At 61.9% G+C, this 15,503-nt stretch carries 12 protein-coding genes and 1 tRNA gene; 10 read left to right on the top strand and 3 right to left on the bottom strand.

Going from position 1 to position 15,503, the window contains the following annotated elements; all coding sequences use genetic code 11:
• Positions 1–375 precede the first annotated feature (375 nt).
• Both ACEPP2_RS01145 and ACEPP2_RS01140 read left to right on the top strand, forming a co-directional pair.
• Positions 376–687 (top strand): hypothetical protein, encoded by a 312-nt coding sequence (locus ACEPP2_RS01145; protein WP_395515526.1) that lies wholly within the window; start codon positions 376–378, stop codon positions 685–687.
• Positions 688–930: 243 nt separating this feature from the next.
• Positions 931–3,261, top strand: a complete 2,331-nt coding sequence (locus ACEPP2_RS01140; protein WP_395515525.1) for a hypothetical protein — start codon at positions 931–933, stop codon at positions 3,259–3,261.
• Positions 3,262–3,281: 20 nt separating this feature from the next.
• Here ACEPP2_RS01140 and ACEPP2_RS01135 read toward each other — a convergent pair whose 3' ends face one another.
• Together ACEPP2_RS01135 and ACEPP2_RS01130 are read right to left on the bottom strand one after the other, a co-directional pair.
• Positions 3,282–5,222 (bottom strand): site-specific integrase, encoded by a 1,941-nt coding sequence (locus ACEPP2_RS01135; RefSeq protein ID WP_395515524.1) that lies wholly within the window; start codon positions 5,220–5,222, stop codon positions 3,282–3,284.
• 332 nt (positions 5,223–5,554) lie between these two features.
• Positions 5,555–5,628, bottom strand: a tRNA-Gln gene (locus ACEPP2_RS01130).
• 254 nt (positions 5,629–5,882) lie between these two features.
• Between ACEPP2_RS01130 and ACEPP2_RS01125 the strand changes: the two genes are divergently transcribed.
• Together ACEPP2_RS01125 and ACEPP2_RS01120 are read left to right on the top strand one after the other, a co-directional pair.
• A complete protein-coding gene (locus tag ACEPP2_RS01125; RefSeq protein ID WP_395515523.1) occupies positions 5,883–7,397 on the top strand; it encodes a Ppx/GppA phosphatase family protein in 1,515 nt (504 codons plus the stop codon).
• On the top strand, positions 7,394–8,119 hold the full coding sequence (locus tag ACEPP2_RS01120; RefSeq protein WP_077548210.1) for an RlmE family RNA methyltransferase: 726 nt from the start codon (positions 7,394–7,396) through the stop codon (positions 8,117–8,119). Before ACEPP2_RS01125 ends, ACEPP2_RS01120 begins: the two co-directional genes overlap by 4 nt.
• Here the strand turns inward: ACEPP2_RS01120 and ACEPP2_RS01115 are convergent, their stop codons facing one another.
• Complete coding sequence (locus tag ACEPP2_RS01115) at positions 8,120–9,526, bottom strand: MFS transporter (protein WP_281978514.1); 1,407 nt, start codon at positions 9,524–9,526, stop codon at positions 8,120–8,122.
• A 192-nt stretch (positions 9,527–9,718) separates the two neighbouring features.
• On the opposite strand from ACEPP2_RS01115, the gene ACEPP2_RS01110 reads away from it, so the two are divergent.
• The 6 genes from ACEPP2_RS01110 to ACEPP2_RS01085 all read left to right on the top strand — a co-directional run bounded on the left by ACEPP2_RS01110 (position 9,719) and on the right by ACEPP2_RS01085 (position 15,488).
• Positions 9,719–10,717 (top strand): MBL fold metallo-hydrolase, encoded by a 999-nt coding sequence (locus ACEPP2_RS01110; protein ID WP_077548233.1) that lies wholly within the window; start codon positions 9,719–9,721, stop codon positions 10,715–10,717.
• Positions 10,718–10,894: 177 nt separating this feature from the next.
• On the top strand, positions 10,895–12,400 hold the full coding sequence (gene guaB / locus ACEPP2_RS01105) for an IMP dehydrogenase (RefSeq protein ID WP_077548209.1): 1,506 nt from the start codon (positions 10,895–10,897) through the stop codon (positions 12,398–12,400).
• Between the two features lie 107 nt (positions 12,401–12,507).
• Positions 12,508–12,870, top strand: coding sequence for a hypothetical protein (locus tag ACEPP2_RS01100; RefSeq protein WP_077548208.1), 363 nt, complete (start codon positions 12,508–12,510; stop codon positions 12,868–12,870).
• A gap of 78 nt (positions 12,871–12,948) precedes the next feature.
• A complete protein-coding gene (locus tag ACEPP2_RS01095) occupies positions 12,949–13,368 on the top strand; it encodes an MAPEG family protein (RefSeq protein ID WP_395515522.1) in 420 nt (139 codons plus the stop codon).
• A gap of 106 nt (positions 13,369–13,474) precedes the next feature.
• The gene (gene adhP, locus ACEPP2_RS01090; protein WP_395515521.1) at positions 13,475–14,503 is read left to right on the top strand and encodes an alcohol dehydrogenase AdhP; all 1,029 of its coding nucleotides are present in this window, start codon (positions 13,475–13,477) and stop codon (positions 14,501–14,503) included.
• A gap of 109 nt (positions 14,504–14,612) precedes the next feature.
• A complete protein-coding gene (locus ACEPP2_RS01085; RefSeq protein ID WP_395515520.1) occupies positions 14,613–15,488 on the top strand; it encodes a dienelactone hydrolase family protein in 876 nt (291 codons plus the stop codon).
• Positions 15,489–15,503 lie beyond the last annotated feature (15 nt).

The raw sequence follows: 15,503 nt of genomic DNA, 5'->3' as shown, positions 1-15,503 counted from the left end.
GAAATGACGCGACCTCGGTTGCCGGCAACTGGAGTCAAGTTGCGCACATCTGATTCCAAACCAGCGGCGCCCGATTCAACAGTCTCTGCGAACGATTCCGTTTTAACGGCAGACGATTCAGTTCGTCATATTTCTGATTCCTATTCTGGGTGGGGGCCCCCCGGTTCTAAGAACACAAACCCGCTAGCGACGAAGAAGTCACCTAGAATGCATCTCAATGTGTCCGCACGTCGAAGCAAATTGCGCTCATTCGATTCAGAACGACGGATTTCCGATTCAGAAGATTATGATTCCGATTCAGCGGAAAACGGCTTGCGCCGGTCCGCCGATCCTCTGACCATCGAAGGTGCCATCCATAACAAAAAGGGAGGAAACATGGCACGACAGACACAGCGCGAACGCAACGCGAAGCAGCGAGAGAGGCAGCGGCTGCTGCGGGACCGGCACAAGCTTGAGCGGCGCCCGGCACGGGATGACTTCGCCCGCATCCTGCTCTTCAGGGTGATCGCGGGCCTGCTGAAGACCGGAAGACTTTCCAAGCTGGAAGAGTTGGAAGACGAACTGGTTGAGGAGCTGGCGACCCAGGGATTCGACGAACGGGCGGCGTGCGAGGTCTTCAGCGCTCTCGTCGAACAGTATGGGAGCGGCGACAGCCCCTTCCGCCGCAAGGTCCATCTCGTTCATTAACCGCAGCCCTGGCGTCGATCGGGACGCCTTCTTCGCCAGGGTAAGCACTCACCTGATGCAAACGACGTTCTCCCGAAGGGGACTTCGTCCCCCTGTTACTTCGTGAAACGCCGTTTGCTTTCGAATCGCTCCTCTAAAGCACCCAAACAGGCGCTGGGACAGTTACCTCACGTTAACCCATCTCACTTAGCTCGCTCGCCCCGCCTCGGCGGGAGCAGGACAACAACAGCTATGTGAACTGAAATGACAGACAGCTTTTCTCCCAAGGCATTCCAGCGCAAGATCGACGCCTTTTGCCAACTTCGCCTCTCGCCGCTTCTGCCGGCCGAAGAGCTGGTGAGGTTGATGAGCTACATGCACTCGCTGATCCAGTTCCGGCAACCCGCACCGCGGACTGGCGGCAGGACAGACTGGAGCAGTGTTGCGGCTGCTTGCGGGGGCGACGCCAAGCTTCTTGCCGCACATGCCCGTAGGATTGATCCTGGTTTCGATGCCATCGCCCGCTGGATCAGAGATACCAGTGGCGCCAGCAGTTCGTCGAAGGGTGAGCCTTGCAGCCGATCGAGGGTCACACGGAGGAGGGCGGCGCCGATGGCGGCCAAACGTGTCGCGCCGCAAGAACAGAAGAAGGCAGCAGCGAGGACAACCTCTCAATCCGTATCATCCCGTGTGGCTGCGGAGTTTCCTGCACCTCTGTTTGAGGACTGGGAGGATCCCGCGGACTTTTCTGAGGCTCTCCAACTTCACCTCCGCCGCCATGGAGAGACATATTGGGTGCTCTACCGTGCGATCGTGACGCCGGACGATCTCACGGACAAGAACACCCTGTTGAGCTGGATCGAGGGTCGCCGTGTGCCGCGCAGTACCAATAGCTTCGAGATGCTGTCGCGTATCGAGAGGCGTTACCGACTTCCAGAGGGCTACTTCAAATCGAAGCTCCCCCATCCCTCCCGATCGGCTTCCGGTTTTGATCTCTTAGGGATTGAGCCCGCAGAGCGGCGCCGGCTCGCATGGCATCTGCCGGAGGACTTCAACTCGCTCTCGTTCAAGAAGCGCGAGGAGATCGTCGACTGGGTCCGGCGCGTCATCATCAGCGGCTCGACGGACTACCGGAAGTTTCAGGCGGCAGCCGCCAAGCAGCGTTACGCTATTCGTTTCCCCGGTGTCTCATACGGTGGACGAGCGCCGCGAGACGGAAAGATCATCATGCCTGCGAACTACGAACAGAGCTGGGTAGAAGACCCTGATCTGTTGTCCGGCGTTATCGAGGCGCCACCGGCACTGGCCATGGAGATGGCCGATCTCGCGCGCTTCAAGACGTCGGCTCTGACGTCGGTGGGTTTCCAGCGGAGCGGCGTTTGGGGTGAGGAGACAGCCTCGCAAAAGATCGAGCATCTCGGGCTGATGTTCGGCGCTTTGGCAGCAGCCAAGGACGGAGAGGTGAAGGGCTACGGGGTGCCGCTTCGTCAACTCACCTTCGGCCTGCTGCTCTTCCCCGGCGTCTGGGATTGGTACCTCCAGTGGCGGGAAAGCCGGCGGGGCTTCTATACGGCATGGGAGGTCGACATGTTGCGGATCGCCTTGGCGCTGACCAGAGAAGGCACAGGCTGGCTTCGCCAGCACCCCGAGCTTCTTTCCCGTGTCCAACCGGTCCCAGGACTCGTGTCTCAGAACGAGATCGACTACGCGAAAGACGATTGGCACGGCGCCTGTGACGATTTCCATCAGCACGCATCCCAGCGCGTCAAAGAAATTCAGCGAATCGCCCGCGTCCACCGCGATCCGTTCGAGCCGATTATGCCGGTGCTCGAAGCAGCAAGCCCAGTCGGCGAGTACCGCAAGATCACCGAGGAGATCATTCGCCTGATGCCAGACGAGCATCGGTATCCGCGGCCGGCGGCTGAAGCCGTTCGGTCCTTCCTGATGCTGCGGCTGGGACTGCATCTCGGACTTCGCCAGAAGAACCTGCGGCAACTGATGCTCTGCCCGAAGGGTCAGATGCCGCGTTCGGAGCGCGTCCTGGAAAAGATGAAGCGCGGCGAGATCCGATGGAGCGATCGTGAAGGCGGATGGGAGGTCTTGATACCTGCCGTCGCCTTCAAGAACGCGCATTCCTCGTTCTTCGGCGACAAGCCTTTCCGGCTCGTCCTGCCCGACCTCCTGGACCTCTATTCTTACATCGATGCATACGTGGACAGACATCGCGCGGTCCTGCTACGCGGCGCTGCCGATCCTGGAACCTTCTTCGTGAAGACCGTCAAGACGACCAGTACAGATGCGGCCTACGATATCACCAGCTTTTACGAGGCGTGGCGTCTGACGATCCAGCGCTACGGGATCTATAACCCCTATACCGGCCGAGGAGCGATCAAAGGCCTCCTGCCGCATGGTCCGCATAACGTCCGAGACGTCTTGGCAACCCACATCCTGAAGCAGACCGGCTCTTACGAGCAGGCGAGCTACGCGATCCAGGACACCCCCGACATGGTCGCGAAGCACTACGGACGGTTCCTTCCGCAGGATAAGGCAGCGCTTGCCGCCCGTATTCTCAATCAGGTTTGGGAGGCCGCATAGTCAGAAGCGGGCGCCGGAAATTATTTCCGGCGTCTCGCCTCGTTCTTGGCCTCTCGCGCCCACGGTGGCGGTAGCCGCTGTTCAATCCAGGGGAGGAGCTTGATTGGCTTGGCCTCAATACCGGCCGTGATGATCGGATACTTGCTGAGAGCATCGCGCATCAACGGGAGGCCCGCGGGGTTCGTGTACCGGGTGTTTGTTTCGCTTCCCTCGCTGAGACGCCCGGAGATATCATCGATCACTTCCGGAGAGACTCCGGCCTGCTTCAATGTGTCCGCCATGCCATGGCGGAGCGCATGGAAGGCTCGGTCCCACATATTCTCTCCCAGGGACTGCTTCATGACCGGGAGAAATACATCGTAGAATCGATCACCGGGATCATTCTTGGTTTTGTGCGAAAACAGGTCTGGGAACAGGGCCTTGTATCCCAACTCTTTGAGAGCGACGCAGTAGTCCAAGAAGCCCAACCGGATCATCTCATCAGGGACCGGCAGCACTCGCTGGGACTGCTCGGTCTTGACCCTGCGGAACTCATTCGGGCGTAGGACCAGCACAAGCCCGTCATCATCCTCCGCGATGTCGTCGAGTGCGAGACTTGCGAACTCAGCTCTGCGGGCGCCGAGGTAGGTAAACATGATAGGAAGGAAATAGTCTCCATCATGGTAGACGTGGGGGCCGGGCTTTTTGCGACCTCTTAGGTCGTCCAAGCAACCAGTATAAATAGGACAGGAGAAAATCGGTACGATCTCCGCCGGCGTCGGCTTGTGCTGTTGCTGCCGGATCGAACCGAGCTTTGGCTTCTTTGGACGCAGGCCCTCGAAGGTCCACTCGGTAATCTCGAAGCCGTGACCGCGAACATGCTTCAGGAAGTGGTTGAGGTTGCCGAAGTGCTTGCGGATGGTCGCAGCGCTTAAGCCGACGGCAGCCTCTTTGCCCTCGGCTCTGGCCTGCTCTCGCAGCTTCTCTCCTTCAGCTCGAAGTTCAGGCGCAGACATCGCCCTCATTCTGGCGCTTTGCCCCCAGCGCGTCGGCACGATGTTAAAGAACTTGCGCAGTTCTCCGATGTGGTACTGCGTGATCTGCCCTGTATGCTCGACGCCCTCTGCCTCGAGCACAAGCTTGAACATGCGGACAAGGGCGCGGGCGTCTCTTGCAGTGCCGGCGTCCCAGGCATCCTTCATGTTGTCGATCAAATTCTGACATTCCGCCTCAAAATTGGCGACCAGGATGATCGGCCTCTTTTGCGCACCGTCCTCTTGTTCGGTGTCATCGGAACGCGGCGTCGGCCGAAGATCGAGCATGGTGATAGCCGGAGGCTCGGTCGGCTCTGGGGGCTGGGGAGCTGGCACTGTAGCGGGCGGCACGGCAGCGGGTGGCGCGGTAAGTTCGGCTGCGATTGGTGTCACTTGCCGCTGCACGGCTTGAGGTGCGGCAGAGAGGTGGTATGGCTTTGAGCCGCCTGTGAACTCGCTGAGGCTTCGATCAGCCAGCGGATGCCGATCGTCGACCTCGAACAGTGCTTCTGCCCGTCCTTCGAAATAGGCCTTCATGGCCTTCTCGTGATTGAGGGGATGCTGAGTGATTCCGAACTGGTCCATGAGCATCCGGATGCCGTCCTGGAAGGCTCTGCTGTTTACCTCGTCATACAGTTCGATGTAATTCGACTTGATTGCCGGAATGTGCGAGGCGGGGACCCCGTTGGCCACCAGATAGCGGTGTCCGTTACAGCCTTCCTTCAGCGTCAGATGTTGGCGGATACCGAACATGGCGAGCAGCTTGTAGGCCCAGCCATTTTCCAGGTCGAGTTCCAGCTCCTCGATGTCGGCAGGTCTTCCATATCGTCTGGCAGCCATCGCGGCGTCCTCGAGATGCAGAAGCATGACGTCGCGCTCGTGTTCGCACAGTTTCTGGAGCTGCTGCTTGGACATTGGTTCCTTCGATTTCATCTTCAGTTCGGCCATCAGCATGTTGAGCTTGCGACCGATCACCTGCGCCTTCTTATGGTCGGAACAGTGAAGGCTGAGTGAAAGCCGGCTGCCGGGTCTGGATGGCGCGAAGCGCGTGGGGACCCGTGCCCGCCAGTAGAAGATGTTGCCGCGGCGAATAAGATTCTCGACGTCGTGGCGCACTGCCATGGGTGTATTGCTCTTGCCTGCCACCGGAGCGGCCGCCATGCGAATTTCGCGTGGGCATCACCTGTGGGCTACAGTTCTGGGCATCAGGTCGCCAATGACGCCAAAACGGGATCCGGCACGACTGGAAAATCAAGGAAACAAGGGCTTTTCAGGAGAATTGGCTGGGGAACCTGGATTCGAACCAGGACTAACGGAGTCAGAGTCCGTGGGTCTACCGTTAACCTATTCCCCAAGAATAGCGCGGCGGCATGCGTCGCTCGGTGTGCGCGGCTTATAGCCAAAGCGCGGGCGGATGCAAATACCCTTTTTGAAAAAGTTTGCGCCTCGGCCACGTGGGTGCTCAGGGTGGCGGATGTTCGAGAGCGAGTTAGGCGGTCGAAAAAGCGATTGGCGAAACCGCCGCTCGCTGTTATCTTCCGCGCAACGAAACAGATGGACGCCTGCTGCATGCCATGATGGCGTTGCGCGGCGAGATGGATAGAAGTGATGGACCCCGAGGGCGGCGGAAAGCCGCAGCAGGGCGGGGCATCGGCTGAAGGGCGGGGCGACGCGAAGACCCGCCGCCGCAGGGCGAAGCGGAACGGCAAACGCCGTCACGCGGCGCCCAGCATGCATGGCGGATCAGCGCAGGATGCTGGTCAGGCCCATGTCGAGCCGAGCAACGCCGAAAGTCCCAAACGCAAGCGAAAGCGGCGGCGCGTTCGCTCGGCCTCTTTAGCCGAAGCCATGCCGCAGGCAACGACCGGCACACCTGCGTCCCGGCCCGCCAGCGCCGATATCGGCCACCACGCGGACAGCAACCGGACACGCAAGCGCCGCAAGAAGAACCGTCATGGGCGCGAACTGCAGGGCCGTCCGCTCGCCCAGCCACGTCATGCGCCTGCTTATGCGCCCGAGAAGGCTGTCACGGCGTCTGCGTACCCTCAGGCGCCGCAGGTGGCCGCGGAGCCGAGCCGGCCGTCCTTCAGGGATGACTACTACGCAGCCCTCGACCTCGGCACGAACAACTGCCGGCTTCTGGTCGCCCAGCCGACGCGACCGGGTCAGTTCCGGGTCGTCGATGCCTTCTCGAGGATCGTCAGGCTCGGTGAAGGCTTGGCCGCGAACCGTAGGCTTTCCAACGAGGCCATGGACCGGGCCGTCGAGGCGCTGAAGGTCTGCGCTGCGAAGCTTTCGAGCCGGCCCATTCGCAAGATGCGCCTCATCGCCACCGAAGCGTGCCGGGCAGCCCAGAACGGGGAAGAATTCCTCGATCGCGTGGTGCGCGAAACCAGCCTGACGCTCGAGATCATCGACCGCGAGACGGAGGCCCGCCTTGCAGTCTCCGGCTGCTCCTCGCTGGTTGGACGGGAGACCCGATCCGTGGTGCTATTTGACATCGGCGGTGGCTCCTCGGAGATCGCGGTCATCCGGATCGGTGATAGCCGCTCCAACAGGCTTGCGAACCACATTACTCACTGGACGTCGCTTCCTGTCGGTGTCGTGACGTTGTCGGAACGCCACGGCGGACGCGACGTGACGCCGGATGTCTTTGCCGGCATGGTCGCAGAGGTGGAGGACATGCTGGCGCGTTTCGAAGCGCCGCCGGTGACGGGCCTCCACCGGCACGATGCCGAAGGCTTCCATTTGATTGGAACCTCGGGCACGGTGACGACGCTTGCCGGGGTCCACCTAGACCTGCCGCGCTACGATCGCCGCAAGGTGGACGGGCTGTGGCTTTCGGATGCGGAGGTTTCGGCGATGCAGGCGAAGCTCTTATCGTGGGATTTCGCCGGCCGCGCCGCCAATCCCTGCATCGGGCCGGACAGGGCCGACCTGGTGCTTGCCGGATGCGCCATTCTCGAGGCGATCCGCAGGCGCTGGCCGAGCCCGCGCATGCGTGTTGCGGATCGTGGGCTGCGCGAAGGGATTCTCACCGACATGATGGCGGATGACGGGGCCTGGCGCCGCAGCCGCCCGCGCCGCGACCTGGAGTGGCAGGGAGAGGGGAAGCGTCGATGACGAAACCACCGGTCGCGGGCAACCGGACGGGCCGCAAGCTCGGTCAGAAAGTCAAGAAGGGCAAGCTGAAGGCGTCTTCTCGGCGCTGGATCGAGCGGCATATCAACGATCCCTATGTGCAGAGGGCAAAGCTTGAGGGTTACCGCGCCCGGGCAGCCTTCAAGCTTCTTGAAATCGACGAGAAGCACCAGATCCTCAAGGGTGCTCGGCGGATTATCGATCTTGGCGCCGCCCCGGGAAGCTGGTCGCAAATCGCCGCCAAGGTGACGGGATCGACGGATGAGGACATCCGGGTGGCAGCGATCGACTTTCTCGAAATGGCGCCGCTGCCAGGTGTGAAGATCCTGCAGCTTGACTTCCTCGACCCCTCGGCCCCGCAACAGCTGACCGAGGCGATCGGTGGCGCACCGGACCTCGTGATTTCCGACATGGCCGCACCCACCACGGGTCACCAGAAGACGGATCACCTGAGGACGATGCATCTTTGCGAAGTGGCCGCCTACTTCGCGGTAGATGTCCTGAAGGAGGGTGGGCACTTTCTGGCAAAGACCTTCCAGGGCGGTACCGAACGCGACCTCCTCAACATGCTCAAGCAGAACTTCCGGCAGGTGATCCACATCAAGCCAGGCGCCTCGCGTTCGGAATCGGTCGAGATGTTCCTCCTGGCCAAGCACTTCAAGGGGCGCAAGGCCGAGGTGGAGGCGGACGAGGCAGAAGCCTGATCATTCGGCCGCTTCGGCTTCGGCGATGGCCTTTCGTCCATGGCCGGATACGGCGGCGCCGGCATCCCGTCTCAGGCCGAGCAGGGGAAGGACGGCAAACACCGATACGCCGGCAACCACGAAGAATGCCAGGTGGAAATCCGCGAGTTGCAGGTGCTCGCCCGACAGAAGGGCGGACAGTTCCAGGATGAACGCGGCGAAGGCCACGCCGAGCGCGAGGCTCACCTGCTGGAGTACCGAGGCGATTGATGTGGCCTGGCTCGCCTGGGAATTGTCGATCTCCGAATAGCTGAGCGCGTTGCCGCCGGTGAAGAAGAACGAGCGGCAGAGCCCGGAGAGAACCAGGAGCGCGATGATCAGCGCGTGCGAGGTTTCCGGCGTGAAGAAGCCGTTGACGGCGGTCGTCAGCGCGCCGAAGAGGCCGGCGGTTATCAGCGTCGCCTTGAAGCCGGTCGCGGCGAACACCCGCCTGGCGACGAACTTGACAGTCAACGCTCCGATCGCTCCAGCAAAGGTGATCATGCCGGACTGGAACGGGTTGAGCCCAAATCCGAGCTGAAGCATCAGCGGCATCAGGAACGGGATCGCGCCGGTGGAAATCCGGAAGATGGTTCCGCTGAGCGTTGCGGCCCGGAACGCGTCGTTTCGAAAGATCGCGAGGTTCAGGATCGGCGCGGGGTGGCGCCGGGCGTGACGCACATAGCCTATGCCACAGGCAATGCCGATGAGGGTCGCGGTAATGCCGAAGACCGGCGGTAAAGCGGGAAGGCTGACGACGGAAAGGCCGAAGACCGTCCCTGCGGCGGCCATCGATGCCAGCAAGAAGCCGAACCAATCGATCGGTGGCGGCCGGACGGCTTCCACATTCGGCAGGTACATGCCCGACAGCCAAATGCCCGCGAGGCCGATCGGCACATTGATGATGAAGATCCACTGCCAGGCGAAGTAGGTGGTGATGAAGCCGCCAACCGGCGGTCCGGTCAGCGGCCCGATCAGGGCCGGGATGGTCAGGAGCGCCATGGCCGAGACCAATTCCCGGCGGTCGGTCGTCCTCAACAGCAGGAGCCTTCCGACAGGCGTCATCATCGCGCCGCCCATGCCCTGCAGAAAGCGCGACAGGACGAACTGCAGCAACGTTCCGGAAACGGCACAGCAGATCGAGCCGATGATGAATACCACCAGCGCCAGCCGGAAGACCTTCTTGGCGCCGAAGCGGTCTGCCATCCACCCGCTGATCGGAATGAATATCGCCAGCGCCACCATATAGGATGTGAGCGCAAGCTTCAGCGTGATCGGGCCGACGCCAAGCTCGGCGGCGATCGTAGGAAGAGCCGTCGCTATCACGGTCGAATCCATCTGCTCCATGAACAGCGCGACGGCGAGGATGAGAGGGACGATGCGATTCATGACCTCGGTCGTGCGGGCAAACGGACAGGGCTTGTCTAGAGCCATCCTGCCAAATTGCCAATGTCGGTTGGTGTTCCGATCATATCCCCATCACGTCTGCGTGACGCTGCTTTCCGTGTAGGTCCAGTTGATTATCTCAGTCCGCGAAGTCCCCGCAGCCGCGAAGGGACGAGTTTTGAGGGAGACATGATCATGACCATGCCGAAACTGGGACGTCGGGCGCTGTTGGGATCCGCAGGCCTTGGAATGCTGGCTGCGCCAGCCATCGTCCGCGCCCAAGCCGCTGCCCCCGTCGCTCAGGACACAACGCAATTGGAGATCAACCGCGCCATGCCGCCGGAGACGCATCGCTTTAAGCTGGGTGACTTTGAGGTCCTTGTCGTCAAGGACGGAGCACGGCCGTCGGGTGCCCCGAACGAAACCTTCGGGACAAACCAGTCGGCAGCCGATGTCGCGGCGCTCCTTGAAGAGAATTTCCTGCCAACTGATGATTTCGTCAACAGCTTCGCGCCGACCTTGGTCAATACCGGCAGCGATGTCGTTCTCTTCGACACCGGTCTCGGTCCGGGTGGGCGCGCGCAAGGCCTCGGCCGGCTGGTGGAGGGCCTTGCAGCCGGCGGCTATTCCCCCGAGGATGTGACGGTGGTGGTGATCACCCATATGCACGGCGACCACATCGGCGGGCTGATGGAGGACGGCAAGCCCACCTTCCCGAACGCCAGATACGTCGCCGGCCAGGTCGAGTACGATTTCTGGACAGATACCGCCCGCGTCGGAACCCCGGCCGAGAACGGCCACAAGGGCGTTCTGGCCAATGTCCAGCCGCTGGCGGAGAAGATGACCTTCATCGGTGACGGCGCCGAGGTTGTGTCCGGCATAACCGGCATGGCCGCCTTTGGCCATTCACCGGGCCACATGATCTTCAATATCGAATCCGCCGGACGCCGCCTGGTGCTGACGGCAGATACCGCCAACCATTTCGTCCTGTCTCTCCAGCGGCCGGATTGGGAAGTCCGCTTCGACATGGACAAGGAAGCGGCTGCAGAAACCCGTAAGACGGTGTTCGACATGCTGGCGACAGACAAGGTCGCGTTCCTGGGCTACCACATGCCCTTCCCGGCGGTTGGCTACGTGGAGAAGCAGGAGACCGGATACCGCTTCGTGCCCAAGTCCTACCAGTTCGAACTCTGAGCATTCCATGGCCGCACAAAAACCCGGAGACGCCGTCTCCGGGTTTTTGCTATTCCCATCATGTCGTGAACGTGTTACCAGCCCTCGCCAACTTCCGAGCACTGTTTCAGGGACGCCCGGGCGGACGAAGATCGTTCCGGTGCGGTTCCCGCATTTCTGAACCGAAGGAAATTGGCCATGGCACGTATCATTGAATCGGCGACCGGCGCGGACGCGCTTACCTTTGACGACGTGCTTCTGCAGCCCGGCCATTCCGAGATCATGCCGGGGCAGACAAACATCGCCACCACCATCGCCCGCGATATCGACCTCAACCTGCCGATCCTCTCCTCGGCAATGGATACGGTGACCGAGAGCCGGCTGGCGATTGCCATGGCGCAGGCGGGCGGCATCGGTGTCATCCATCGCAACCTGACGCCGGTCGAGCAGGCCGAGGAAGTCCGGCAGGTGAAGAAGTTCGAAAGCGGCATGGTGGTCAACCCCGTGACCATCGGCCCCGATGCCACGCTGGCGGAAGCCCTTTCGCTGATGAAGGCCCACGGCATCTCCGGCATCCCGGTCGTGGAAAATGGTGGCAATGGTGGGCACAAGACCGGTCGTCTCGTCGGCATCCTAACGAACCGCGACGTCCGCTTTGCTTCCGATCCGTCCCAGAAGATCTACGAGCTCATGACGCGGGAAAACCTCATCACGGTCAACGACAACGTCGACCAGTCGGAGGCCAAGCGCCTCCTCCACAAGCACCGCATCGAGAAGCTTCTCGTGGTGGACGGGCAGGGGCATTGCGTCGGCCTGATCACCGTCAAGGACATCGAGAAATCGCAGTTGAACCCGAACGCGTCGAAGGATGCGCAGGGCCGCCTGCGGGCAGCGGCCGCGATAAGTGTCGGCGACGACGGCTATGAGCGGGCGGAGCGTCTGATCGAGGCCGGGGTGGACCTTCTGGTGGTCGATACCGCCCACGGTCATTCGCAGCGTGTCCTTGATGCCGTGACCCGTGTGAAGAAGCTGTCCAACTCCGTGCGCATCATGGCCGGCAATGTGGCCACGGCCGACGGCACGAAGGCACTGATCGATGCCGGCGCCGATGCGGTAAAGGTAGGGATTGGCCCCGGCTCGATCTGCACGACGCGCATCGTTGCCGGTGTCGGCGTTCCACAGCTTGCCGCGATCATGGCCGCCGTTGGCGCCGCTCGCGACCAGAACATTCCGGTTATCGCCGACGGCGGCATCAAGTTCTCCGGCGATCTCGCCAAGGCGATCGCCGCCGGCGCTTCCGCCGCAATGGTCGGCTCGCTGCTTGCCGGTACCGATGAGAGCCCGGGCGAAGTCTATCTCTACCAGGGGCGCTCCTTCAAGGCTTACCGTGGCATGGGGTCGGTGGGCGCCATGGCGCGCGGCTCAGCCGACCGTTACTTCCAGGCGGAGGTACGCGACACGCTGAAGCTCGTACCTGAGGGCATCGAAGGTCAGGTTCCCTACAAGGGGCCCGTCTCGGCTGTGCTGCATCAGCTTGCGGGTGGCCTGCGCGCCGCCATGGGCTATGTCGGCGGCGTCGACATCCGCGACTACCAGGAAAAGGCGACCTTCGTGCGCATTTCCGGTGCGGCGCTCCGCGAAAGCCATACCCACGGCGTGACCATCACCCGCGAAAGCCCCAACTATCCGGGCGCCGGCGGCTGACCATCGCAACTCGCTCGTCAAAAGGGCGCAGCTAGGCGATTGCCAACAGCCTGGCTTCATCTAATCTCCTGCTGCCGGCGCTCGTGCCGGTTGTTTGGGGGGATTTCATGAAGAGACTTCTGGCTTGTGTGTTGATCGCCGCCGCCGCGTGTTCGCAGGCGTATGCGCAGTCGGTCAGCGAAGGCACCTATACCGTCGAAGGTACCAATCTCGACGGGTCGCCCTATCGCGGGACGGCAACGATCGAACTGACCAGCGATACAACCTGCTCCATCGAATGGGTGACGGGAGGAACGACATCGACGGGCATCTGCATGCTCTACGAGGACGCCTTCGCGGCCGGCTACGTCCTGGGGGATGCTGTCGGCATCATCGTCTACAAGGTCGTCGGGGACGGGATCCTAGAAGGTGCCTGGACGATTTCCGGCAAGAATGGCTCCGGCACAGAAACACTGACCTTGCGCGACTAATGATTGTTTCGTGCTATAACCTCGGGCCATGGCTGACGGCCCGAGGCTCCGATAACCCATGAGCAGAATGAGAAGCCTATGACCTTCAGCACCATGATGATCTGGCCGATGATTGCCCACGCGGTCTTGGTCTTCGGCCTCTACTTCCTTCTCTCCAACCGTCGCATCGGCGCCGTGCGTGCCGGCACCGCCAAGGCGGAGCAGTTCAAGGAAAACCGCGATGAGCCGGCCGAAAGCCTGCTCATCCACAACAACATCAAGAACCAGTTCGAGCTTCCGGTCCTGTTCCATGCCGTGTGCCTGGCACTTTATGTGACGACGGCGGACAATGTGGTGACGGCGCTGCTGGCTTGGGCCTTCGTCCTGTCGCGTTACGTCCACGCCTACGTCCACATCACCAGCAACCGGCTTCGCCACCGCCGGCCGATCTGGATCACAGGCTTCTTCATCCTCATCCTGCTCTGGCTGTGGCTTGCCATCTGGCTCGTCCTTTCCTGACACTTTTTGAGTTGCGTCAACATCGGCGGTCCATTCCTCCGCTACCACCCTTCATCGGAAATGGTCGCAACGAACGCGGCCATCCTTTTCAGAAAAGGGTCGAGCGATGTCAGCAATGATGAAAGCCGCCGTGGTCCGCGAATTCGGAAAGCCTCTGGTAATCGAGGAAGTGCCGGTCCCAGAGCCCGCTCCCGGACAAATCCTCGTCAAATACGAGGCGACCGGCGTCTGCCATACGGATCTGCATGCCGCTAATGGCGACTGGCCGGTCAAGCCCAATCCGCCGTTCATTCCGGGCCACGAGGGGGTCGGCTATGTCGCCAAGCTCGGCGCCGGTGTCTCCCGCATCAAGGAGGGCGATCGGATCGGCGTTCCGTGGCTGCACACCGCCTGCGGATGCTGCACGCCCTGCCGCACCGGCTGGGAGACACTGTGCGGCAGCCAGCAGAACACCGGCTACTCCGTCAACGGGACCTTTGCGCAGTACGGGCTCGCAGATCCGGATTTCGTCGGGCGCCTGCCGGACAACCTCGAGTTCGGCCCTGCTGCCCCGGTCCTGTGCGCCGGCGTCACCGTTTACAAAGGCCTCAAGGAAACCGAGGTCAAACCGGGAGAATGGGTCGTGATCTCCGGCATCGGCGGCCTTGGCCATATGGCCGTGCAGTATGCCAAGGCGATGGGCATGCACGTGGTAGCCGCGGACATATTCGATGACAAGCTTGATCTGGCAAAGAGCCTTGGTGCGGATCTCGTCGTGAACGGCAGGGCTGCAGATGCCGTCGAGCAGGTCCAGAAGGCAACCGGCGGCGTGCATGGCGCACTGGTGACGGCGGTCTCGCCTCAAGCCATGGAACAGGCCTACGGCTTCCTGCGCGCCAAGGGCACCATGTCTCTCGTCGGCCTGCCGCCGGGCTACATCTCCCTGCCGGTCTTCGATACCGTACTGAAGCGCATTACGGTGCGTGGTTCGATCGTCGGCACGCGCCAGGATCTCGAGGAATCCTTGCAATTCGCGGGCGAGGGCAAGGTCGCCTCTCATTTCTCGTGGGACAAGCTCGAAAACATCAACGACATCTTCCACCGCATGGAGGAGGGCAAGATCGACGGTCGCATCGTCCTCGATCTCGCCGCCTGAGCCTCACGCAGAAGTGTCAGCGCTTTTCGACCGGATGATCTAGCCTTGGTCGTCCGGCCGACTGCTGTTCTCGCGGGCGTGGCCGGCCACCACCCGGGAGGAGCCTGTCATGGAAAAGCCGACGATCACCCAGGCGATGATCAACGCCTATGATGAATACACCCACCTTACGCTTGATCGCCGCAGCTTCATGGAGAAGCTGACGGCACTGGCCGGCTCGGGCGCAGCCGCCGCCGCCATTGCACCGCTGCTGGCGGCCAATAGCGCGAAGGCGCAAATGGTCGCCGAGACAGACGAGCGTCTGGCGGCAGAAGACATCACCTATCCAGGCGCGGAAGGCGAGATGAAGGGCTATCTCGTCCGCCCGAAGGATGCGGGCGGCGACCTGCCTGGCGTCATCGTCATCCATGAGAACCGGGGCCTGAACGCCCATATCCGCGATGTTGCGCGGCGCATGGCGCTCGAAGGCTTCGTCGCCCTGGCGCCGGATTTCCTGTCGCCGCAGGGCGGCACGCCGGCAGATGAGGATCAGGCGCGGCAGATGTTCAGCGGGATGGATCTCGACGCCGCTGCCGCGAATGGTGAAGCCACGCGCGTGTTCCTTACAGGTCTCGACGGACCCAATGGCAAGGTCGGCGCAGTCGGCTTCTGCTGGGGCGGCGGAATGGTCAACCGGATGGCGACCCGTTCGCCGGAACTTGGGGCCGGTGTGGCCTATTACGGTTCGCAGCCGCCTCTCGAGGACGTGCCGGCTATCGAGGCACCGCTGATGCTGCACTATGCGGGGCTCGACGAGCGGATCAACGCCGGGATCGACGCCTACAGGCAAGCGCTGGAGGAGAACAACAAGCCCTTCGAGATTCACGTCTATGAAGGCGTCAACCATGCCTTCAACAACGATACCTCGTCGGCACGCTACGATAAGGCTGCGGCGGATCTTGCCTGGAGCCGGACGGTGGAGTTCTTCAAGAAGCACCTGTCCTGAAGCCACAAGGGCGGG

The organism is Pseudorhizobium flavum (genome assembly GCF_044142885.1).
GTDB classification, from domain to species: domain Bacteria; phylum Pseudomonadota; class Alphaproteobacteria; order Rhizobiales; family Rhizobiaceae; genus Neorhizobium; species Neorhizobium flavum.
Note: the sequence above shows the minus strand (reverse complement) of the source record. Positions and strands in the feature narration are given on the sequence as shown.